Genomic DNA, 21,499 nt, shown 5'->3' with positions numbered 1-21,499 from the left:
ACCATTGACCTTCACCATAACAGGAGCTTCGGAAAGGTTCCTGCCTCAACTGTATATGACCTGTCATTAACCGCTATTTTGAGGATCTTCCCCATTGGTGCCCTGCTTTTCTTCTGGAAAGCATTAGTTGCTGCCTGCCGGCTGCTGCCCACGGGCTGACCATGAGCCGAGGCGCGGGGGCATCGCCATGCTCGCTGGCGGAGGCTGCTTCATGCTCCTCCATCAGTAACGCCACAGCGACAGCTATAGCAGCAATACTCTCCTTGCTAGGACTCTGTCCCTCCACAATCCCGGGTGCTATCTCCTCCTTATTCTTCTTGTTGCCTGGCAGCAGTCGATTAAGCACCATGATAGCCAACATCAAGATGGCAAGTCCGGCGAAAACTACCACCGCCCCGATTAGAGCGAGCATTGCCGCTTCTGGAAGTTGTTTTGTCATGCCTTCTGCGGCCCTATTGGTGTGCTATAGAACATCTATGACTTTGGAAGAAATCCCAATCGCTTTTTGGGAGAAGATGTGAAAGATTGACAGGGCAAACAGCGCGTATTACTATATAAGTAATCATAGACTTACCTAAACACCCAGTCAACCGTCTTAGAAGGTGACCAAAGGAGCGGCCCTACTATGTATAGTCACAGCGGAAGAAACGCCCTGGCATACGGCCCTCGATGGCAAGGGGTTTTCTTCACTTTACTAGGAGTGGTGTGTGGCGCTGCGTTGCTCGGACTCGTCGGCAGCGGGGCCGGTGCAATGTGGAGCCTTGCTCTGGGTCATGGCGCTGCTGTTGGCGCGCTCTGTGGCGGGCTCATTCTCTTTGCCCTTGGCCTGGTGTTAGTGCCTGTGAACGCCCGATTGGGTACGACGTTCCCATTGGGAATGGCTGCCATTGTGCTCTTGTTTCTCGAGATGGTGATGGGTGCTATCGTATGGGGCATCAGGGTGGCTCTACGGTAGCAAACCTGTTTCCCCGGCGGTCTTGCTACATGAATGGTAGAAGGGAATCTCATATCTTCTTGAATCCATGACTACATCGTCGATAGGTGGAGGCTATGCCAAAGAAATACGGAAAGCGTAGATCAACGCGCAGAGCACGGGATACGTCCACACCTTTAGTCAGAAGAGAGGCTGGGCAACCTCCGTCATCATTTACTGCTTCCCCCAAGCAGGCAGTTGTCACGAAACCTGAGACGGCAGTAAGTGAACAATATAGGCTGCCCAGGCGTATGGTTTCTGACTTACGGCGCATTGGCCTGTCTGCTGCAATCGCGTTGGTAGTGCTCCTTGTCTTGTGTTTCGTGCTCCGTTAAGAGTAAGATAAGCCTGGATTGTCATCAGGACGTCGGAGCGCGGCAACTGTGTCAAAAAAGGTTCAAAGACGCCAGAGCACGGAGGTGCGGCGAACGCAGATAGCCGACGCCGCCAGAACTCTAACGGTCAAATATGGCAGTGAGCACCTCACGGTCAGAAGAATCGCCAAGGAGATCGGGGTCTCCGAAGGCGCTCTCTACAGGCACTTCAAGAGCAAGCGTGATATCCTGTCCCTGATGGTCGAGCGTGTGGAAGAAGACCTGGTGAGAGACATCAGGGAAGGTGGTGCTGCTGTTGCCGGGCACACGCCGCTGGAGATCCTCGACAGTTCGCTGAAGAATCACATATCTGCCATTGAACAGAGGAAGGGCGTCTCTTTCCAGGTCATTGCTGAAGTCATCAGCCTGGGGGACAAGAAGTTAAATAGGCAGGCATCAGAGGCCCTGGACAGGTACACTGGTCATATTCGGGACATTTTATCAGAGGGGATCAAGGCCGGAGAAATACGGAAAGACATCGACCCGGAAGAGGCCGCAACTCTTGTCACTGCTGCCATACAGGGGCTGGTCAACAGGTGGGCTCTGGGCAATTACAGCTTCAACCTTGAACAACGATACCTTTCTCTCTGGAGCATGTTGCGAGGATCCATTGTCAGTGATAGACGAAGGCAAGCCTAGCATGGAAGGCCGATCAAGATTAACCAGAGAACATCGGGGAGCTTGGAGAGGCTGAAGATTTCGGTGAACAGATGAGCGAGGAGAACAACGCCGCCCAGAACGACTATAGCTAAGGCGGTATTCGCAGCTCTCTATTACTCCAGGGAAACTAGGTAGGGATCCTCTGGCCCTGCCGTGATTCAGTTGCGTGATGATAGGTGCACTATTTCCCAGTAGCTCGCGGTCTTATGGACAGGACGGGCAACCTCGAGTGCCTCAATACATAGTCTGCTACACTGCCAAACACCGCTCTCCCCAAGCCACTGCGGCCATGAGTGGCAATAGCAATAAGATCCAGTCCACTCTTTTCGGCATACTGGCTGATCGTCTCCCCGACAGGTCCTTCCAGAACAACACACTCCACTTTCAGGCCTTTCCCTCGTAGCAGTTCTGCCACAGACTTCAGCTAGCTCTCGGCTTCATGCTTTGCCCTCGGAATTCGGCCAAACTGTTCGACGACGACCTGCGGGTCTCCCGGCGCAACGGTAATCGGTACGTCGGCAACTACTTCTATGAGTACTACCCTGCTACCGAAACGGCTGGCCTGCTCCGTCACATGAGGCAGAATTTGTTCTGCCAGATTGGAACCATCTAAACACACGAGTATGTTTTCGTACATTCCGGCCCCCTTCAATATCAATATCTCAATACTACTGAAATTCGGTTGAAGTCTCCTGAGATAGAAACGACTTTAGCATATTGCAGGGGCGTGATACAAACAGTCTTCATGGCCCGAGCTGTCCGCTATCGCTTGGATTCTTGCCTGTTGCAGTCAATGGCTGGACAGGCACTGCAAACCCCGAGAACATCAATGCATACAACTTCGAGAACGGCGTTCTCTGCAGGAGGAAGATTAGAATGGACATCAAAACGATACTGAATAGAACCACAGCAAAGGTGACACTCTGGATGAGGTCACCACCAGCAACGCCCTCACGAATTGGGATGAGAGCCAACACAGCGGCGGCCAATCCTCTGGGCACCAGTACTGCCATGAGAGATGCGTCCTCCTTGGGGATAGACCTGGGGGCCGAGAGACGAACGACAGGAATGCGGATAACGAAGATAATTGCAGTGAGAATCAGTCCAATCAAGAGCCACCAGGAATTCGTCAGTTGAATGGAGATACCATAGTAATGGTTTATCTCAAGTAACCTGTGCTATCTTTTACGGGACAGGTCTTACTGTGATGGTTTCTTCGCGCTGGGGGCCAACGGAAATGATATCGATGGGGCAACCGACAAGATTCTCCAGCTTTCTTACGTAGGATTGAGCTAGTGGCGGCAGATCTCCGAAACGGCGCAGGTGGGCTGTTGGGGATTGCCAGCCAGGCACCTCCTCGTACACCGGTTGGCATCTTTCGAGTAGTAGTGAGCTACTGGGGAATTGATTGATAGTCTGACCATTTACCTTGTAACCGATGCATATCTTGATAGAGGCAAAAGTGTCCAAGACATCAAGGCGAGTAAGGGCAATTCCGCTGAAGCCATTAAGCAAGGTGCTGTAGCGGGCGGCGACTGCATCAAACCAGCCGCAACGGCGCGGTCGCCCTGTTGTTGCCCCATATTCCTGAGCTATTTCTCGAATCAACTCTCCAGTCTCATCCCGAAGCTCCGTAGGCATGGGGCCTGCGCCTACCCTGGTGGTATAGGATTTCATGACGCCCAGAATGTAGTCGATTCTGGTTGGGCTTAGCCCTAACCCTGCAAAAGCTGCCGCAGCTGAAACTGAAGAAGAGGTAACATAGGGATAGGTGCCAAAGTCGACATCGAGGAGAGTACCCTGCGCTCCCTCTAGTAATATCAGGTCGCCTCTTTCCACGGCTTGCCTGACCATCAGCTCAGTTTCACAGATAAAGGGAGCCAAGCGCTCCGCATATTGGCAGTACTGATCGTAGATATCCTCGAGGGAGAGCGGGGGGACTTCGTACACCTTGGTCAGGATCAGATTCTTCTGTTCGAGGACAGGACGGAGTCTATGGAGCAACTCTCCTTTGTCGGCGAGGTCTCCGATTCGAATCCCCAGGCGGGCGACCTTATCCGCATAGGCTGGGCCCACACCGCTGCGGGTGGTGCCCAGCGCCTTGGCACCTTTTGCCTCCTCCTCCAGCTTATCCAAAAGAACGTGGTATGGCATGATAAGGTGGGCGCGGGTGCTGATGAACAGCCTTGAGGTGTCTATTCCTTTTCCCCAGAGTTGCTCCAGTTCGCCAAGGAGCACAGACGGGGAGACCACTACACCATTGCCAATAAGGCAGGTTGTATGGGGATAGAAGATACCCGATGGAATTAAATGGAGACTGAACTTGCCGAAAGGGTTGTGTACGGTGTGTCCTGCGTTCGGCCCACCGGAGAAACGAACCACCATATCTGCTTTCTCGGCAAGCAGGTCAACAATCTTGCCCTTCCCTTCATCCCCCCATAGGGCTCCTATAACAGCGATTACTGGCATGCAACCTCAAAAATCGGGGTAATCCTCAATAGCGTTAAAACGTGCGAGCTTAATATTGGCGCATGTAATTTTTGCCCCACCAATAGTAGGGCAAGGCCACACTAATAGCAAGGCCACTGATAATGGTGATAGCTGGGAGAACGACCCTGATAAAGCCCCACGGGAGAGTCCGATCATTCATATTGTGGGCCTTTCCCTTTTGAGTTGTTGTGTGTGGAAGAGGCGCTGTATGACTGTTACAAAGGCGAGTGTGGCTAATATACCTAGCGTGACAGGCACGGCCTTGCTGATCCAGTGGCTGATAATGAGTCCCACTGCCAGGACGATGACCCGCTCTGCTCGGGTGAATACCCCCACCTCGCATTTTATGCCTAGCCCCTCAGATCTGGCCCTGATATAGCTGACCATGACTGAGCCTACAAAGGCAATGTATGGTAGCAAGATCTCCCATGTACTGCCCTGATTGGCATAGTGAATGAGGAGACCGAGGAATACTGCTGCCTCGGAAAGACGGTCAAGACTGGAATCAAGCATGGCTCCGAATTGCGTGGTCTGCCCTCTCGCCCGGGCCAGTGGGCCATCAAGAAGGTCGAAAACTCCGGAGAAGAGCACCAGCAGTCCTCCGGCTAGAAAGTATCCCTTCGCCAGTGCCGCCGCGGCAGCAACGCTCACCAGAAAACCTGTTACTGTTAGCACATTCGGCGTCACCCCCGTCTTGCAGAGCATTCGAACGATGGGTGTAGTGATGCGCTCGGCGAGCTTGTGACGCGCTTCCGACAGATTGATCAACTATTTTGCCCCCGACAACTCCATGTAAAAATCCACTGTTCTTTGAGCGACGGACTTCCAGTTATGTGCCTGTGCTTTGTTTCTTCCATTGCTGCCCAGCTGTTGTCTGAGATTCTTGTCGTTGGCCAGAGAAACCATGGCATTGGCCAGTGCCTTTTCATCCTTTGGTTTCACCAGCAATCCCTCAACGCCATCCCTTAAGACACTGGCATAACCCTCGATGTTGGAGGCGATAATGGGTTTGCCGGCAGCCATAGCCTCGAGCAAAACGAGCCCAAAACTTTCCTGTCCGATAGCCGGCATACAACAAATATCTGCGGTATGGTAATAGCGCGGCAAATCGGCGTAGGCTACATGACCGGTGAAGACAACATCCTCTAATTTCACAGCTTTGACCCATCTTTCATATTCCCGACGTGATCTATCGCCGGGGCCGACCATGATAAGCCTTGATTGAGGAAGATATTCCTTGGCTCTCTTGTATGCCTTGAGGAGATATCTTACCCCTTTTCTTTCCTCAAGCCGGCTGACGAACAAGATATTCAATCTGCCGTCGCAAAAATTCTCAATTGGCGCTGCTTGTGTTGAGAAGTGTTCCAGATCGACGCCGTGTGGTATCACACGGTAGTCGCCGGGGAAATACCTGGAAACGAACTTCTTTGCTGGTTCAGAAACGGTGATCTTGCCGTCAAGCTTGTTATAGAACCTCTTCAGGAGTGGTTTCCAAAATGAGTAACCAATAGAGCGTTTGTAGTACGCATGAAATGTAGCCACGTTGATGGATCGGGAATAGGGGAGCACCATCCAGGGTAAGGAAGGGAACAGTGGCTCATGGAAATGGAGTATGTCGAATTTCTCCTGATCGAGGATTGACTTCACTTTAGGCATTAGCCACCAGGACAGGGTGAAGCGGGCCACGGAGCCGTTGGATGGATAAGGGATTGTCGTGCCCAAAGGGATGATATCTGCGTTAGTGGGAAGATCTTTCTTGCTTGAACAAGGGGCAAGGATTTTTACGTGATGCCCGAGTCCTGCCAAATTGATGGCAAGGTTTGAGATATGGGTATTAACCCCACCGGGGTAAGCATAGTCGTAGGGGGAGACCAATCCAATATTCATCGCCTAGGAAGCAAGCCATCCCTTGTAGATTATTTCTTTGGTGGCAGGGTCTCGTTGTTTGTCCCGGCAATGAATTCTTCTAGCATTCGATGCCCCTCGTCATCCGTATATTGGATGGGAGGCGATTTCATGAAGCAGGCCGAAGGAGCAACCAGTGACCCGCTGAGGCCTCTCTCCAGGGCCAGCTTACAGCATCTTATAGCGTCGATGACTATCCCTGCTGAGTTGGGGCTGTCCCACACCTCGAGTTTAAGCTCGAGATTCAGGGGGACGTTGCCGAAGGTTGTTCCCTCCATACGAATGTAGCAGAACTTGCGGTCGGTGAGCCAGGGGACATAGTCGCTTGGTCCAACATGGACATTGCCGGGTTCAAGTTCATAGTCCAGTTGTGATATCACTGCGTTGGTCTTAGAAATCTTCTTTGACTCCAGGCGCTCTCGTTCCAGCATATTGTAGAAGTCGGTATTCCCACCGAAGTTGAGCTGATAGGTTCTCTCGAGCTTAACACCTCGCTCTCGGAAGAGCCTGGTGAGCACCCTGTGTGTGATGGTGGCGCCGACCTGAGACTTAATATCATCCCCTATGACTGGCAATCCTCGTTCAGCAAAGCGCTCCTGCCAGTAATTCTCCCGGGAGATGAATACAGGGATGCAATTGACAAAGCCGCAACCAGCATCGAGGATCTGTTCCACATACCATTTGGTTGCTGCTTCGCTTCCGACGGGGAGATAACTCAAGACCACATCGGTTTTCGTCTCTTTGAGGATGTTAACGATATTGGCTGTGGAACCCGGGGCCTTGGTGATGACCTGTGAGAGGTATTTTCCCAGCCCATCATGGGTCATCCCCCGGTGAACCTTTACTCCGCTAAGAGGTACTTCGCAGAACTTGAAGGTATTGTTGGGGGGAGTATAGATAGCCTCTGCCAGGTCCTTCCCCACCTTATTCTTGTCAATATCGAAAGCAGCTACAAAATGGATGTCGCGGATGTGGTATCCCCCGAGGGTGGGATGCATCAAGCCCGGTACGAAGATGTCATCTCGTGCATCACGATAGAAGTAAACACCCTGAACCAAAGAGGAGGCACAGTTGCCCACACCTATTATGGCCACATTTATTTTTCCCAAGTTTGTACGCCCCCTTTTCCCTTAAATCTCTGTATGAGTCGCTGACTTAGCGGATGATGTGACGAGGAAAACCGGTTTATCCGTGTAATGGAGTAATTTATAGGTTACGCTGCCGAGTAGCCGCTGGCCGACACCCGGGTGTTCATGGGTGGAGAGAACGATAAGGTCAGCGTGTTTTTCCCTGGCGCAGGAAATGATCCTTTCGGCTGGTGAGCCTACATCTACAACGGCATGGGTTGTTATTCCTCTCTTTGTCAGGTTTTCTTTAATGGAGTTCAGGTATTCATTGGCGGCGGCTGAGGCATGGGCGAGGTATTCCTTCGATATTTGGGCAAGATGGGAGGAATACGACTCGGCGAGAGCGACGTCGTATTGTGGCCTCACGACCTTGAGCAAGATGACTTCTGCCTGTGCTATGGTGGCCAGTTCCTCCACATATGGCAAGGATGCCTCCCCGAGTTTTGAGCCATCCAATGGAACTAATAATCTCTTGAAACTTGGCCTATGCTGCATAGTACGCCTGCTTGTCTGGCATTTTTTTCAATGCTATAGTTATATACCCAAACCATGTTTTGAGGCAAGGTATGATCTACGACTTCCATACTCACACCTCATTGAGCGATGGAGAGCTCTCACCTCTTGAGCTGATACGGCGGGCAGCAGAGAACGGCTACCGTGGTATTGCGCTCACTGACCACGTTGGTCCGGGCTCGATGGAGAGGGTGCTCCGCGAAATCGTTGAGGACTGCAGGGTAGCCAGGAACTGCTGGGACATTGTGGCTATCCCTGGTGTTGAACTCACTCATGTTCCGGCAAATGCCATTGCCGGGGCGGCAAGGCAGGCCAAGGAATTAGGGGCGTGCCTGGTGGTGGTCCACGGCGAGACTATAGTTGAGCCGGTAGAGAAAGGGACTAACCTGGCAGCAGTCCGGTCGTCTGATGTGGATATTCTGGCCCACCCCGGTCTGCTCACCTTAGAGGAGGCAAAGTTGGCAGCGGCGAATGGTGTGCTTGTTGAGATAAGTGCTCGCAAGGGACATTGCCTGACCAATGGGCATATTGTTCAACTGGCTGCGGTCACGGGTATCAAGCTGGTGCTTGACTCTGATGCTCATGACAGTCCGGATCTGCTCACACCAATACTGGCGGCTGCCATATTGAGAGGCGCTGGTTTGGCAGAGAAAGAAGCGCAATTGGTAGTGGAGGCTAATCCCCTGGCCCTGATCAACAAGCTGCCCTTTCCCAACTTCCGGTAGGCTGAAGGCTCATCTTGAGGATGGCCTGGCCAACAGAGGTGCCTTTCTTCCTCGGGATCACCGTACCGGTGCCGTCGGGAGCGCTATTGGTGGCGTAGAAGTAGCTTCTGCTTCCAAGTCTGGAGTTAAGGTTTGTTGAGGTTGTCCAGCCAAGCGGTGACAGCCGGGTGGGCTTTGACCAGCTCAGCATTGGCCGTCTCAGTGAAACCTTCCCCCAGTGAACTTGTGGCAGTCATCGTAACTCCTGCAGCAACAGCTGCCAGAAGGGCCAGCAAGGCCAGTGGCTCAGACATGGCAAATCCGTTTTCAATGGCGTGCCTCGTTATCACCGGATCCATGTGTCCTCCTATTCCCCCGGGTGGGTTTTTACTCTACAGCTAGAGCCTACCAAGATGACCTTGCAGGGGTGTCTCGATGGAGGCTATCGGGGTCACAAATCTCTCTCATTATGTAGTTGGCGGGTGCAGACTATTGCATACGGTCACTTTTTGTTGTATATTGGGGCCAGTGGTTATTGCATAGGTTACCCGGCCACTCAGGACTCCTTTTTAGCGATTCTTGCAGGCTCTGGATGACCGAACTCTAGCCAACTATGAGAAGAAAGGAGGTCATCCAATGAGCCCAGTGGACAAACCGCTTCAGTGTGCAGATTGTGGAAGTAGCTTCACATTCACCGCCGAAGAGCAAGAGTTCTTTGCAGTTAAGGGGTATACCAATGAGCCCAAGCGATGCCCGTCGTGCCGTCAGGCAAAGAGGGCGCAGCGCAATGGCCCTGGCGGATCAGGCGGATTTGGCGGTTCCAGATCGTCGAATCGCGAGATGTTTGCTGCCGTATGTGCTGAATGCGGCATCGAGACCCAGGTACCCTTTCAGCCCCGAGATGGCAGACCGGTGTATTGCAGCCGCTGCTATGACAAAGTCAGAATGAATAGCCGCTAATCGTTTAGCCTCTATTACCATCGGAGGCGGGGTACTATCCTGGCCTCCGATGGTTCTGATTCCGTCACCAACAACCAACAGTTGTATACTAACCCCCGTTCGAAGAAAGGAGGATTCGGTGAAGATATATGTAGGCAATTTGTCATCTGAGACCACCGAGGATGAGTTACGTCATGAGTTTGAGCCTTTCGGAAAGGTAGAGACGGTTAGCATTGTCAGGGACAGGTATAGTGGTCAGCCCAGAGGTTTTGGGTTTGTCGAGATGCCAGAGAAAACTGAGGGTCAGGCTGCGATTGTCGGTCTCAAGGCCAAAATGGTGAATGGGCGGACGCTTGATATAAATGAGGCGCGTCCACGACCTGCTGGTGGTAGAGGCGGTGGGCCTCAGCGAGGTGGAGGAAGGGGTGGAGGGGGAGGACGTGGTGGCTTTGGTGGTGGTAGAGGCGGCGGAGGTGGCGGTGGTGGAGGAAGGGGTGGAGGGGGAGGAAGGTACTAACTGCCTCTGTCCTTTCTATCATCGGGATATATTTGGACTATAGTCGATCCTCAGGGTAAGAGTGTCGTAAGACCTGACAACACAGGTTCTCCTGCTATGAGGTTTCGTATGCAGTAGAGGAGGGATCTGTCGCTCGGACTGATGAGCGCCAGATATCCTCCTTCTTGTGTTATACTTGAGAATAGCGCACCACCCGCAAAGCACCGCAGCCTGATTATGAAGGAAATGCCACAACAGGTAGCCCCGGGAATCTATATGCTGGAGGTCCCCTTTACTCTGGGGCTGCGGTCACAGGGCCATGAATCGGTAACACTTTGCTACCTTGTACGAGAGGACAAGGGGTGGGTTATGGTGGATAGCGGCTACAACGACAAGGGCTCCTTTGACGTTCTCTGTAGCCAGATTGCTTCCCTTGGCATATCCCTGAAGGACATTCGTTGGCTCTTGATTACCCATTACCACCCCGATCACAGTGGGCTGGCTAATAGGGTCAGGACAGCTTCAGGGGCCAGGGTAGTGATGCACCAGGATGATTGGAATATCCTCCGGAATATCGTCGGTTCATCCGAAGAGTGGAATATACATGGGCTGGTTCCCTGGGTCAGGTCTCTCGGTGTGCCCTCATCGGAACTGGAGACTTTCCAGCAGACAGCGATGTTTGGCAGGGATTTCTTCCCCAGGGGTCTGGAGGTGGACCTGTTGCTTCAGGGTGAGGAGAATCCGATTGGAGAGAGTGGGCGTCTGCGTGCCATTCTCACGCCGGGCCATAGCCCGGGGCACGTCTGCGTTTATGATGAAGAGAATAAGGTGCTCTTTTCCGGCGACCATGTCCTGGTTAAGATAACTCCTCATATTTCACCCAGCCACCTCACCAGCTACGACCAGCTCGGCCAGTATCTCAATGCCCTGCGGAAGGTGCAGCATCTGGATGTGAAACTGGTTCTCCCGGCCCACGAGAGACCTTTTACGCACCTGAGCCAGCGAGTGGATGAGCTTCTGCAGCATCACAGCCACCGTCTGGATGAGGTGGTGGCTGCGTTATCCGATCATATCTTGAGCCCCTGGGAAATAGCCTGCCAGGTGGGATGGGATGTGGGCGAGTGGGAGCAGATGGATGGCACCAACAGGGTTCTGGCTGTACGGGAAACGATGGCTCATCTGCAACTTCTGGAACAGCGCGGTCGGGTAGCCATGGTGGAGAGGGAAGGCGTCAATCTCTACAGACTGGCGGAGAATAGCTAGATAAGAAACCGATCGACGCCTCGGGCAATATCAGCAGTCCCCAGGAGCAAGGCTGAGGCCAGGCACTTCTACGATCGCATCAGCAGAGTCTACGACCCCCTTACTGCTGCCTTTGAGCGGAAGCATGCTGAACAAGCCCTGGAACGTCTTTCTGTCAAGGAAGGAGAGTCGGTGCTGGAGATTGGCTTTGGCTCGGGATGCTGCCTCCAGCGAATTGCTCACCGTGTAGGACGGATGGGCAAAGCATACGGTTTGGACCTTTCTCCGGGTATGATACAAGTCGCCAGGAGAAGGTTACGAAAAGGGGAGTCTCCGGGTATGGTGGAGTTGTGCTGTGGAGATGCGGCGAACTTACCTTATCACAGCAGTAGTTTTGATGCAGTTTTCATGTCCTTCACGCTCGAACTGTTTGATACCCCGGAGATCCCTATAGTGGTGGAAGAGGTAAAAAGGGTTTTGAAGCCAACGGGCAGGTTTGGCGTAGTTGGTATGTCCAGGGAAGGCGGGAATTCTGGGATGTTGAGGCTTTATGAATGGGCACATAAGAGGTGGCCCAGGTACGCAGATTGCCGTCCGATCTATGTCGAGGGATGTTTAGTGGATGCCGGATACAAGATGTTGAGCAGTGCGAGGGGATCAATGGTGGGATTGCCCGTAGAGATTGTTATTGCTGCCAGAAATGACTAACGGGACGCTATTTGCTGGCTGAGTGGCCCCTTCTTGACCGTATCACGGTCCAAGCGATCACTCCCAGAATCAGGACTCCGGAGAATATCATTATACACAGCGCTTTGTTTTGTATCCCTGAGGCAAAGGAGCTGATGACATTGTAGGCTATCTCGTTGCCTTTTGTGGTCATTACCATCTCCATTGCGCTATGTTTCGACGCCGGGTCGCCTACCAGGCTCTGCGCGTGCTGATCTATCACGTTACTCTGGATTAGGGCAATAGCGATGAATATGACCAGGCAGGTGACAAACAGCACCGCCAGTGCCCAGATCAGTTTAGTCTTCCAGCTTCGGCCACCCAGGAGACCAATGAAGAGGAGCAATAGGAGGGGAATCAGCCAGAGAGCCCACAGCCAGGTTCTGGCAGTGTGTATCGAGTGACGGGCGTTATCAAATCTCTGGAGATCTTCAGGGTTGTCTGAAATTTTGTCCCTAAGGTCTGCCTCGGTCATGACCCCACCCTTGGTTATAAAGTCGCGGGCCTTGTCTAGGGACTCTGCATTATCCTCCCCCAAGGACTGCCTCAACTGGGCATCGGTGTAAGCCCAGGAGTTTGGTATATGATCGCCGATCATCTGGTTGACCGATGCGGCCACATTGATATTCAGTGTGGTCTTGAATTGCTGATACGACACCCCGGAAGGGCGGCAACTGGGCAATTTGCCTGGATGCAAGTTCGCCACCATCTGGTTGAACTGCGCCAGCGAGCACTGTGGCAGACTATTGAAGATAACCTCCAGCTTCTGGTCAGTCTGAGTTGTGAGGATATCCATGGCTGCCGTTTTTTTATCGGCCAGGTTGATCTCTATGTTTATGGTGTCACCGCCCTTCAGGTAGGCGGCGATACCGTTGATGACATCTGCTAGGTGCTCTTGCACCCATTTCTGCGGCAGCACTTCATTAATGGCTTCGAAAATCTCTTGCTTGGTCAGAGTGACCTGGAACGGCAAGTTAACGGCGGAGCCGAGGTTGGTCATGATGGTAGGCGTTATTATCTCGTACATCAGGTAGTCGTATATTTCCTGCCGGTTGGTGATTTCAAGAATAGCTGTTTTCAGGTGATCGACGCGGTCACGTAGCTCTATAGTGATGGTGAACTCGTTTTTGTCGCCCAGAACGTATCTAATTAGCTTAGTGTCTGCTGATTCGACCTGTTTCTGGAGCCATTCAGGAGGAAATGTTGCCTCGGTGGCATCGATGAGATCGCTCTTGATGGCGTTTATGGGGAAGGGGATGTCTGAAGACATGTCCACTTGTGCTTCATCCAGTGCTACTGGCATAAAGTCATCATAGATCCAGTTGTACATATCTGCCTGGCTTAATTGGTCGTTGTAGAACTTGGGATTGCCCAGCGCGCCATTTAACTGGGTAAGGAGGAGCACGAAGACGAATATGACGACAAAGATGAGGATCAGGGGTATAGCTGAAATGCGTCTCAACCAGATCATGATTCTAGTTCCAACTCAGACTGCTGCCTGGGCTATATTATATTCCTGTTCCATGTCTGTCAAGGTAACTCGATCTTATCTTATATGGATGGGCTTGCGGTGGTATCTCAAAGCGTGGCGGTATTCTCACAAAACCCTATCTCACACCCTGGGGAGTCTCCCCTTCACTGACGACTATGCCCATAGCGCCTGGACCTGCATGGGTCCCGAGTGCCGGTCCAACCCTGGTCACATAGACGGGTGCCTGGGGGAAAGCTGCCTCTATGCGTTTGGCCAGTGCCTCTGCCTCGTCGCGGTTGGTGGTATATGACACGGCTGCCTCCTTGAGCCCTGGGAAACCTCCGGCAAAATCGTAAAGGCGCTGTACAGCCTTGAGACGCGTCCGGGCTATGCCGCTGATTGAGAGATCGCCGTCTCGCATGGTGAGCAGTGGCCTCACCCCCAGAACGGTCCCCAGCATCCCCTGGGCCTTGCCGATGCGCCCGCCCCTGACCACATACTTGAGGGTATCCACCAGGAACAGAATATGAATCCGCTGAATGGATCGACGTACTGATTCGACCACCTGGCTCAAGCTAGCCCCGGCACGGGCTTCCCTTGCCGCAGCCATAGCCAGCAGTCCGTAGCTCATGGATATCGACTGTGAATCCACTACCTCAATATGGCACTTCTTCTCCACAAGCTGCTTGCCCAGCAGTGCTGAGTTGTAGATGCCACTCTCTTTTGAGGTGAGGTGTATGGAGATGATTTCATCCGTGTCATTAGCCAGCCTGCTGTAAACGTCAGCGAAGTCTTTTGGAGAAGGCACTGATGTGGTAGGGAAGACGGAATCGCTCACGAGTCTGCGGTAGAAATCCTCCTCGCTGATATCCACTCTATCACGATAGACCTTATCTCCGAACACCACATATATCGGTACTACTGCAATATCCAGCTCTCTTATTAACTCAGGGGGAATATCTGCAGTGCTGTCAGTCACCACCTTGACCACTATCTAACTCCCGCGGCATTCATTGCTATCTTCTTATGCCTACCAGCTTGCTGGCGAGAACCACTTGCTGGAGTTCCAAGGGGGCGCAGCATCCCCTTGGGCAAGGGCAGGGTCCCCGCAAAATCGCAGATGTTGTGGGGTTTACTTTGGGTATTGCCCATCTGGTCTGCTTTGTTGGCATTTCTGCTGTATCTTATCATCTTCCCTTCCGTGCGTCATCAATCGCATATTGTCATAATCTGCGGACTACCTTGCTGTGTGTCATTGCTATGAAAATGCCGGTGTGGGGGCTGGTTAGATGACTAGTGCCTGGTTGCACAAGTAAGCGTAGCAATCGAGATTTTTCGCTTTGCTCAGAATGACACAGTGGGCAATATGTCACCCTGAGCGAAGCCGAAGGGTCTCCCCTCACAAGGCGAATGACGCCTATTTCTGCAACTAGGCACTAGGCTGTAACAGCGCGGCTGTTTGATGGAGATGCAGTGCTGTGATAGACTATAGGCGTAGGTGCGCATATAACATGAGGTTTCAAGATGCATGAAATGGTCAAAGCGATGAAGGCGTTGTCGGACGATACCCGGCTGAGGATACTGAACCTGTTGCTGGAGAGGGAGTGCTGCGTCTGCGAGGTGATACAGGCGCTGGAGATCTCTCAGACCAGGGCTTCGCGCAACCTCAGTATCCTGCGCGACGCCGGCTTTCTCAAGCTGAGGAAAGACGGTCTGTGGTCGTTGTACTCGATAGATAAAGAGGGAATAAAGCCCTATTACGCCAATCTGATAGAGGCTGTGAGGGAAGGACTTGTGGGCAATGATTTGGTGGCGCAGGACAGGAAGCGGCTCAAGAGTGCCAGGCGTGTTGGTGCTGGGTGCGTACGGGAGTGCGCAGTAGCATAGTTCCCTCTTTTTATCTTACTTATGCGTTGTTGCGCATCTAGGGAAGAATTCAACGAGGTCTAAATATAATGAAACAAGGTGATGGATGCAATTGTGAATCCGCCCCTTCCGTTCCATTGAGTGCCAACAGGCAAAAAGGGAGCAGGGCCAAGCTGTTCATCAAGCTTGGTATCGGGTTTGCCGTATGGCTATTCGTCTACCTCATGCTGCAGAGGGTGGCTAATTTCCTTACGTATGACGTATTCAGGCTAGAACCTTCAAGCCATCTCGGCAGCAGTGTCGCCTTCTTTCTGTTTGATGCACCGAAAGTAATACTCCTCTTGGGCATGGTCGTCCTCGTGGTAGGAATCATCAGGTCCTTTTTCACTCCGGAACGAACACGCCAAATTCTAGCAGGAAAACGTCAGATTGTGGGCAACGTGCTTGCCGGTGGGCTAGGCGTAGTGACACCGTTCTGTTCCTGCTCGGCTGTCCCGCTCTTCATTGGCTTTGTGGAGGCGGGAGTCCCTCTGGGCGTTACATTCACCTTCCTGATCGCCTCTCCAATGATCAATGAGGTGGCCCTGGTTCTACTCATTGGATTGTTCGGCTTCCGCATTGGTCTGATCTATGTGGCTACCGGGATGGCCATAGCTATCATTGCCGGATGGGTAATAGGCAAACTCAAGATGGAAAAGTACATCGAGGGCTGGGTTTCTGAAATCCAGATGGCTCAAGCCTCGTCCATAGCACCAAACATGACACTTGAGGACAGGATACGCTACGGCCTGAACGCCGTGCGTGATATTGTCAGCAAGGTCTGGCCATACGTTCTGATCGGAATCGGCGTTGGCGCTGCCATTCACGGGTATGTGCCGGAAGGTGTTCTGGCCAGGTTTATGGGTAAAGGGGCGTGGTGGAGCGTACCCGCAGCCGTGGTGATTGGTGTGCCCATGTATTCCAATGCAGCAGGTATTATGCCGGTGGTGCAGGCGCTCATAGAGAAAGGCGCGGCACTGGGGACAGCGCTCGCCTTCATGATGGCCGTCATTGGGCTTTCGCTTCCAGAGACAATGATCTTGCGCAAGGTGCTTAAATGGCAACTCATTGCCGTATTTGTCGGAGTAGTAGCGATAGGCATAATAATCATCGGCTACCTCTTTAATGCCATTCTGTAAATGAATCCGATCAAGATTCGAGTGAAATATGACAACCGATTTGGTAAATTGAGTTTCATTTCAAGAGGAGGTAATTGTGAACATTAAGACATTGGGGCCCGGATGTGCCAACTGCCAGAAGCTGGAGAAGGTGGTGCGAGAAGTGGTGAAGGATCTGGCCATTGACGCCAGCATTGAGGAGGTGAAGGACATCAAGAAGATCATGAGTTACCCTATCCTGGCCACCCCAGGACTGGTGATCAACGAAGAACTGGTCTGCTCCGGTCGGGTGCCGAATAAGGCAGAGGTAACCCAATTGATTATCAACGCCATGGAGAAAGAGGAACGAAGCCAGAAAAAGTAGGGAGGCAAGCTCTCCTATGGGGACGGTTTGAATCGCAAGGCGAAATTGCAGAAGGAGGAATGTCATGAGTAAGACAGACAAAGTACGGAAACCAACAAAGGTCGAGATCGTCTACTGTGCTGAGTGAGGCTTCTTGGCTACAGCCGCCAGTTTGGCGACTGCTATCGAAAAGGAGCTTGGCATTGTGCCGGATCTGAAGAAGGGTCCCGTCGGCCTGTTTGACGTGTACGTTGATGACGGGGTGGTTTACTCCAATCGCAGAGAGGGCGGGCGACTGCCTCGAAATGAGGAGATCATCGAGAAGATCCGTAAGTACCAGGCGCGCCCTGACCGGCCTTCGACGCATGATGAACAGGCAAAGCAAGAGGCGTCTGAGAGTGCCATTGCCGGAAGCGGTTGCACCTGAGGGGGATCAAGCACAGCCGCTCGTGACAGCGGCGATTCATCCTGTTGTGGTTGATCAAGTCGTCCTGCCCAATTAGGAAATGGATGGACGAGAAGAAAGCACAAAGACGATCTCTATACTCAACCGGCTCGGATTTGCGTCGCGGATGAGGGCATCGATTAGCTTGGGCATTCTACTTTTGATGGGGAAAGGGGGGGTGAAATGGCCAACAGGAAAGCATACCTTGGTCTGGCGGTTGCCGTGATAGTGCTGCTGACGGTGGTTAGTGCCTGCTCTCAGAGTACCACTTCTGGCAGTATATTGGATGATGCCTTGGCCAGTGGCAAGCCGACACTGGCCGGCTTCGTCGGGCAAGAATGCGCGTGCAAGAACATAAAACCCATCCTGGAGGAGCTGGCCGTTGAGTACGATGGCAGGTGCAATGTCGTGACCATTGACGTAAGCGAGCACAAGTATCTTGCCAGTCAATACGGAATCATGCTGACACCAACGCAGGTGTTTTTCGACAGCAGCGGGGCAGAGGTGAAACGAATTGTGGGTGCATCCACGAAAGAGGAGATGATCGACCGGTTAACCGGGATGGGGGTAGTGTAGTCTGTAATGATTAGAACGAAAGCAAGCATAAGTCTCATTCTGTTGGTTTCCCTTATGGTCTCACTGGTGCTGTCTGTTGCTTGCTCCAAGGGTGACAGTAGTGCCTGGGTGGGCGCGACTCCGCTGGAAGAGGCGTTGAGTAACGGGAAACCGACCGTAGCTGAGTTCGGAGCGGCCACCTGCATCCCATGTAAGAGGATGAAGCCAATCCTGGAGGAGCTGGCGGCAGAGTACGGTGACAGATTGAATATGTCGTTTGTGGACGTATTCAAACAGCCTGATCTTGCCAACCGGTACGCTATCTCGCTGATTCCCACGCAGATTTTCTTTGACACCAGCGGGCAGGAGGTAACCAGGCATGTCGGATTCTGGCCCAAGGAGGAAATCATGGCTCATTTAGAGGAATTGGGATTGTTGTAGGTGGACACTTGGCTGGAAACCCTCGGCAACATTGTCCAGAATCATGGCTGGGTGGCCTTTCCGGCCTGCTTTCTGGCCGGAGTCATCTCCAGCGCCAGCCCCTGTGTCCTGGCCATGATCCCGCTGGTCATTGGCTTTGTCAGCGGCTACTCAGAAGGTTCGCCGAAGAAGGCCATTCAGTATTCCCTGGTCTTCACCCTTGGCCTCACCATAACCTTCACCATCCTCGGTGTCATCGCGGGAGCCTTAGGCAGACTATTCGGGGATGTCGGCGGATTCTGGAAGTATGTCCTCCCGCCTGTGGCTATCATTTTGGGGCTGTTTCTGCTTGGTGTATTCAAGTTCAACGTTGGCATGTCGCAGCGTTTCATGCCGAAGCGGAAGGCATTGCTGGGAGCCTTTCTCATGGGGCTCTTCTTCGGCATCGTGGCGTCCCCCTGTGCTACACCGGTGCTGGCAGTTATATTGACCTTTGCTGCCACCCAGAAGCGGATTGCCTACAGTGGTGGTCTGCTGCTGGCATATGCCCTGGGGCACTGGATTCTGGTTTTGGGCGCGGGCATATCGGCGGGCCTTGCCCAGAGGGTACTGGAGTCCAAAGGTATTGCCAATTTTTCCAACTACTCCAAGAAAGTTGGAGGACTGTTCCTGATAGGTGCAGGAGTCTATTTGCTTGTCTATCTGTTCTAAAGAGGAGTTGACATCAGGTGCTCAAAGTCAAGCCCGCGGATAGCTATCCTCCAGAAGAAGGCCGCTATGTAAGGGGTAATGATTACTCTCCGGTGGCTGTCTGCGTTATTCTGGACACCTTTGATTCTGCCATACCCTCTGAATTGAACGAAATGGTGATGGCCGGTGTGGATGCCGGCGCTGCCATATCGGGTATGCTGCAAACAGAAAACATTGGGCTGGAGAAAGTTATCTGCAACATTGTGGCCAACCCGAACATCCGCTATATCGTTCTGTGTGGCAGGGAGTCCAACGGACACCTCCCGGGAGAATCGTTGCTGGCACTGAAGCAAAACGGGGTGGATGACAAGAAGCACATCATAGGCTCTGAAGCCCCGACCCCATATCTGAGCAATATCTCCCTGGAAGTGATAGGGAGGTTCAACAAGCAGATCGTCAGTATCATCAACCTCCTGTGCCAGCCGGGAGAAAGTGATGTGAGGACCCCTGGGCTTAGCCCCAAGGTGATAGAGAAGGCGGTCTGGAGCTGTTACCAGGAGAACCCGGTAATATTCATGGGCCATACTCTCTACGACATGGGGGCATATCCGGAGCCAGCGATATTGCATAAAATCGTGTCCAGGTTAGCCCAGCCCCAGCAGAGCATGGAACCCGGTAAGGCAAATTTGAGCATGGGGTTTACGCTCCAAAGGCTCCTGCCCAGGACCAATTGTAGGAAGTGCGGCAAACCGACGTGCCTTGCCTTTGCTATCGAGCTGGTCAGGGGTAAGGTATGCCTTGAAGATTGTCCTTTGTTAGATCAGCCGGAGTATGCCGCTGACCGCCAGGCGTTGGCTAAGCTTCTGAAATGACGATAAACTATAGCGGGGGTACGAAGGGGTTGGGGATATCCTGTTCACAGGGGGGAAAATGAAAATCAGTCTGAGACAGATTACGGGGAATGTATGGCCGGTTACCGTTCTACGCCTGGCTCTGGGCGTGCTCTTTGTTGTCTCGGCCGTTGGCAAGCTGCAGCACCAAGACTTATTCATTGATGCTGTTCTGAAGTATGGCATGCTGCCCGATGGCCTGGCCCGGTTCTATGGCACCGTGCTGCCCTGGGCGGAGCTATTCATCGGGTGCTCCTTGGTCCTGGGGATATTCTCCGTATTTGCATCTGCAGTCTGTATTCCACTAATCGCCAGCTTCACTGTGGCTAATATCTATGCCCTGTTCCGCTACGTAGGCGAGGCCTGTGACTGCCTGGGAGGATTGGTCCGACTGAGCCACCCTGCTGCTTTGGCGATCGATATTGCCATGCTGCTGGTGGCAGCGCTGTTGCTGTATCACCGGGCCAAGGCGAACTCTTTGGGCCTGGGGCGCTTTCTGGGGAAAGGAAAGGATATCCCGGGCCTGCGCGGGTCGGCCAGATTTGTACTCGGGGTAACCATCATCGTTATTGCCATGATAGTGGCGGTCTCGCTATGGGGCACACCAAAGAGCAAGCTGGATACCGATATTGACAGTGATCTGCAGTATGAAAAAGTCGTGGTCGTGTTCTTCCGGAAAGGAAACCCGGCAGGCTTGGACATCATCATGGATCTGGAGCAACAGTATCAGTCAGTTTCTTTCCGTCGGGTCAATTGTGAACAGCAGCCCAACGCTGAAGAAGAACTCAATGTGCATATCGCTGTAGAAGAATTCAATGTGCATATCTTCCCGACCACCCTGGTGATCACTGGTAAGAAAAGGGGAGGATACATAGAGCCCTGGCGCCTTGAAGGTCCGCTGAATGAAGCGGATTTGATAGCTGCTATTGACGAGGTTCTGGCCAGCAGAACATGACATAAATTGTGGGGGGCATACCACTGAAGACAATCTTATGGAATAAGGGAGATCACCGATAGGAGACACTGAGCCGCAAGGTGTGGTCAGGCGGCTTTCCCTACTCGACCGCTTCCTGACGCTGTGGATATTCCTGGCGATGGGCCTGGGCGTGGCTCTGGGCAACTTCGTTCCCAAGGTGGCCGATACGATCACCCGTCTCCAGGTGGGCACTACCTCCATCCCGATTGCCGTGGGCCTCATCTTGATGATGTACCCGCCGCTGGCCAAGGTGAGGTACGAGGAGATGGGCCGCGTTTTCCGTGACTGGAGGGTGCTGGTGCTCTCTCTGGTGCAGAACTGGATCATCGGCCCGCTGCTGATGTTTTTCCTGGCGATTCTCTTTCTTGGCTTTCTCTGGCCGATGCCCGAATACATGATAGGCCTGATCATGATAGGCCTGGCCCGCTGCATCGCCATGGTCATTGTGTGGTGTGATCTAGCTGGAGCAGATAATGAGTATTCCGCCGGGCTGGTAGCCTTTAACTCTATCTTCCAGATAATCTTCTACTCAGTTTA

Annotated in this window: 27 protein-coding genes and 1 pseudogene; 18 read left to right on the top strand and 10 right to left on the bottom strand. The window is 52.8% G+C overall.

Features of this window, described 5'->3' with window-relative positions; translation table 11 throughout:
* Window positions 1-73 precede the first annotated feature (73 nt).
* A complete protein-coding gene (locus tag NTZ04_07055; protein ID MCX5992065.1) occupies window positions 74-439 on the bottom strand; it encodes an OadG family protein in 366 nt (121 codons plus the stop codon).
* A 186-nt stretch (window positions 440-625) separates the two neighbouring features.
* On the opposite strand from NTZ04_07055, the gene NTZ04_07050 reads away from it, so the two are divergent.
* Together NTZ04_07050 and NTZ04_07045 are read left to right on the top strand one after the other, a co-directional pair.
* Window positions 626-955 (top strand): hypothetical protein, encoded by a 330-nt coding sequence (locus tag NTZ04_07050; GenBank protein MCX5992064.1) that lies wholly within the window; start codon window positions 626-628, stop codon window positions 953-955.
* A gap of 401 nt (window positions 956-1,356) precedes the next feature.
* Window positions 1,357-1,986: a TetR/AcrR family transcriptional regulator gene (locus tag NTZ04_07045; GenBank protein MCX5992063.1), complete on the top strand. Its 630-nt coding sequence runs from the start codon at window positions 1,357-1,359 to the stop codon at window positions 1,984-1,986.
* Window positions 1,987-2,188: 202 nt separating this feature from the next.
* On the opposite strand, the pseudogene NTZ04_07040 reads toward NTZ04_07045, so the two are convergent.
* A pseudogene (locus tag NTZ04_07040) lies at window positions 2,189-2,644 on the bottom strand (universal stress protein).
* A 239-nt stretch (window positions 2,645-2,883) separates the two neighbouring features.
* On the opposite strand from NTZ04_07040, the gene NTZ04_07035 reads away from it, so the two are divergent.
* Entirely contained in the window at window positions 2,884-3,144 is a 261-nt protein-coding gene (locus NTZ04_07035; protein ID MCX5992062.1) for a hypothetical protein, read from the top strand.
* A gap of 48 nt (window positions 3,145-3,192) precedes the next feature.
* Here NTZ04_07035 and NTZ04_07030 read toward each other — a convergent pair whose 3' ends face one another.
* The 5 genes from NTZ04_07030 to NTZ04_07010 all read right to left on the bottom strand — a co-directional run bounded on the left by NTZ04_07030 (window position 3,193) and on the right by NTZ04_07010 (window position 8,024).
* Complete coding sequence (locus tag NTZ04_07030; protein ID MCX5992061.1) at window positions 3,193-4,476, bottom strand: adenylosuccinate synthase; 1,284 nt, start codon at window positions 4,474-4,476, stop codon at window positions 3,193-3,195.
* A gap of 177 nt (window positions 4,477-4,653) precedes the next feature.
* The gene (locus NTZ04_07025) at window positions 4,654-5,265 is read right to left on the bottom strand and encodes a CDP-alcohol phosphatidyltransferase family protein (protein ID MCX5992060.1); all 612 of its coding nucleotides are present in this window, start codon (window positions 5,263-5,265) and stop codon (window positions 4,654-4,656) included.
* The gene (locus tag NTZ04_07020) at window positions 5,266-6,384 is read right to left on the bottom strand and encodes a glycosyltransferase family 4 protein (GenBank protein MCX5992059.1); all 1,119 of its coding nucleotides are present in this window, start codon (window positions 6,382-6,384) and stop codon (window positions 5,266-5,268) included.
* Between the two features lie 29 nt (window positions 6,385-6,413).
* Complete coding sequence (locus NTZ04_07015; protein MCX5992058.1) at window positions 6,414-7,511, bottom strand: inositol-3-phosphate synthase; 1,098 nt, start codon at window positions 7,509-7,511, stop codon at window positions 6,414-6,416.
* A 21-nt stretch (window positions 7,512-7,532) separates the two neighbouring features.
* Entirely contained in the window at window positions 7,533-8,024 is a 492-nt protein-coding gene (locus NTZ04_07010) for a universal stress protein (GenBank protein ID MCX5992057.1), read from the bottom strand.
* A gap of 71 nt (window positions 8,025-8,095) precedes the next feature.
* Here NTZ04_07010 and NTZ04_07005 point away from each other — a divergent pair, with 71 nt between their 5' ends.
* Window positions 8,096-8,767 (top strand): histidinol phosphate phosphatase domain-containing protein, encoded by a 672-nt coding sequence (locus NTZ04_07005; GenBank protein MCX5992056.1) that lies wholly within the window; start codon window positions 8,096-8,098, stop codon window positions 8,765-8,767.
* A 125-nt stretch (window positions 8,768-8,892) separates the two neighbouring features.
* On the opposite strand, the gene NTZ04_07000 is transcribed toward NTZ04_07005, so the two are convergent.
* Complete coding sequence (locus tag NTZ04_07000; GenBank protein ID MCX5992055.1) at window positions 8,893-9,105, bottom strand: hypothetical protein; 213 nt, start codon at window positions 9,103-9,105, stop codon at window positions 8,893-8,895.
* A 277-nt stretch (window positions 9,106-9,382) separates the two neighbouring features.
* On the opposite strand from NTZ04_07000, the gene NTZ04_06995 reads away from it, so the two are divergent.
* From NTZ04_06995 to NTZ04_06980, 4 genes are all read left to right on the top strand, one after another.
* Window positions 9,383-9,706 carry a zinc-ribbon domain containing protein gene (locus NTZ04_06995; GenBank protein ID MCX5992054.1) on the top strand — a complete coding sequence of 108 codons (324 nt, stop codon included), beginning with the start codon at window positions 9,383-9,385 and terminating at the stop codon, window positions 9,704-9,706.
* Window positions 9,707-9,824: 118 nt separating this feature from the next.
* Window positions 9,825-10,202, top strand: a complete 378-nt coding sequence (locus NTZ04_06990; protein MCX5992053.1) for an RNA-binding protein — start codon at window positions 9,825-9,827, stop codon at window positions 10,200-10,202.
* A gap of 225 nt (window positions 10,203-10,427) precedes the next feature.
* Entirely contained in the window at window positions 10,428-11,444 is a 1,017-nt protein-coding gene (locus NTZ04_06985) for an MBL fold metallo-hydrolase (GenBank protein MCX5992052.1), read from the top strand.
* A gap of 27 nt (window positions 11,445-11,471) precedes the next feature.
* On the top strand, window positions 11,472-12,131 hold the full coding sequence (locus tag NTZ04_06980; protein ID MCX5992051.1) for a methyltransferase domain-containing protein: 660 nt from the start codon (window positions 11,472-11,474) through the stop codon (window positions 12,129-12,131).
* Between the two features lie 7 nt (window positions 12,132-12,138).
* On the opposite strand, the gene NTZ04_06975 is transcribed toward NTZ04_06980, so the two are convergent.
* Together NTZ04_06975 and NTZ04_06970 are read right to left on the bottom strand one after the other, a co-directional pair.
* Window positions 12,139-13,620: a hypothetical protein gene (locus NTZ04_06975; GenBank protein ID MCX5992050.1), complete on the bottom strand. Its 1,482-nt coding sequence runs from the start codon at window positions 13,618-13,620 to the stop codon at window positions 12,139-12,141.
* 136 nt (window positions 13,621-13,756) lie between these two features.
* Window positions 13,757-14,611 (bottom strand): DegV family protein, encoded by an 855-nt coding sequence (locus tag NTZ04_06970; GenBank protein ID MCX5992049.1) that lies wholly within the window; start codon window positions 14,609-14,611, stop codon window positions 13,757-13,759.
* Between the two features lie 533 nt (window positions 14,612-15,144).
* Between NTZ04_06970 and NTZ04_06965 the strand changes: the two genes are divergently transcribed.
* The 10 genes from NTZ04_06965 to NTZ04_06920 form a co-directional block, all read left to right on the top strand.
* Entirely contained in the window at window positions 15,145-15,507 is a 363-nt protein-coding gene (locus NTZ04_06965) for a metalloregulator ArsR/SmtB family transcription factor (protein ID MCX5992048.1), read from the top strand.
* Window positions 15,508-15,575: 68 nt separating this feature from the next.
* Complete coding sequence (locus NTZ04_06960; GenBank protein ID MCX5992047.1) at window positions 15,576-16,664, top strand: permease; 1,089 nt, start codon at window positions 15,576-15,578, stop codon at window positions 16,662-16,664.
* Window positions 16,665-16,740: 76 nt separating this feature from the next.
* On the top strand, window positions 16,741-17,007 hold the full coding sequence (locus tag NTZ04_06955) for a thioredoxin family protein (GenBank protein ID MCX5992046.1): 267 nt from the start codon (window positions 16,741-16,743) through the stop codon (window positions 17,005-17,007).
* 133 nt (window positions 17,008-17,140) lie between these two features.
* Window positions 17,141-17,413 (top strand): hypothetical protein, encoded by a 273-nt coding sequence (locus NTZ04_06950; GenBank protein ID MCX5992045.1) that lies wholly within the window; start codon window positions 17,141-17,143, stop codon window positions 17,411-17,413.
* Between the two features lie 201 nt (window positions 17,414-17,614).
* Complete coding sequence (locus NTZ04_06945) at window positions 17,615-18,007, top strand: thioredoxin family protein (protein MCX5992044.1); 393 nt, start codon at window positions 17,615-17,617, stop codon at window positions 18,005-18,007.
* A 6-nt stretch (window positions 18,008-18,013) separates the two neighbouring features.
* On the top strand, window positions 18,014-18,427 hold the full coding sequence (locus NTZ04_06940; GenBank protein MCX5992043.1) for a thioredoxin family protein: 414 nt from the start codon (window positions 18,014-18,016) through the stop codon (window positions 18,425-18,427).
* On the top strand, window positions 18,428-19,117 hold the full coding sequence (locus NTZ04_06935) for a sulfite exporter TauE/SafE family protein (protein ID MCX5992042.1): 690 nt from the start codon (window positions 18,428-18,430) through the stop codon (window positions 19,115-19,117).
* A 17-nt stretch (window positions 19,118-19,134) separates the two neighbouring features.
* The gene (locus tag NTZ04_06930) at window positions 19,135-19,968 is read left to right on the top strand and encodes a tetrahydromethanopterin S-methyltransferase subunit A (GenBank protein ID MCX5992041.1); all 834 of its coding nucleotides are present in this window, start codon (window positions 19,135-19,137) and stop codon (window positions 19,966-19,968) included.
* 58 nt (window positions 19,969-20,026) lie between these two features.
* Window positions 20,027-20,941 (top strand): hypothetical protein, encoded by a 915-nt coding sequence (locus NTZ04_06925; protein MCX5992040.1) that lies wholly within the window; start codon window positions 20,027-20,029, stop codon window positions 20,939-20,941.
* A 139-nt stretch (window positions 20,942-21,080) separates the two neighbouring features.
* On the top strand, window positions 21,081-21,499 hold a 419-nt coding region (locus NTZ04_06920), incomplete at its 3' end, for an arsenical-resistance protein (protein ID MCX5992039.1).

Source organism: Chloroflexota bacterium (assembly GCA_026389585.1).
Taxonomy (GTDB): Bacteria; Chloroflexota; Dehalococcoidia; order UBA2247; family RBG-13-53-26; genus JAPLHP01.
The sequence above is the reverse complement of the archived record's forward strand: the minus strand, read 5'-3'. Positions and strand labels throughout refer to the sequence as shown.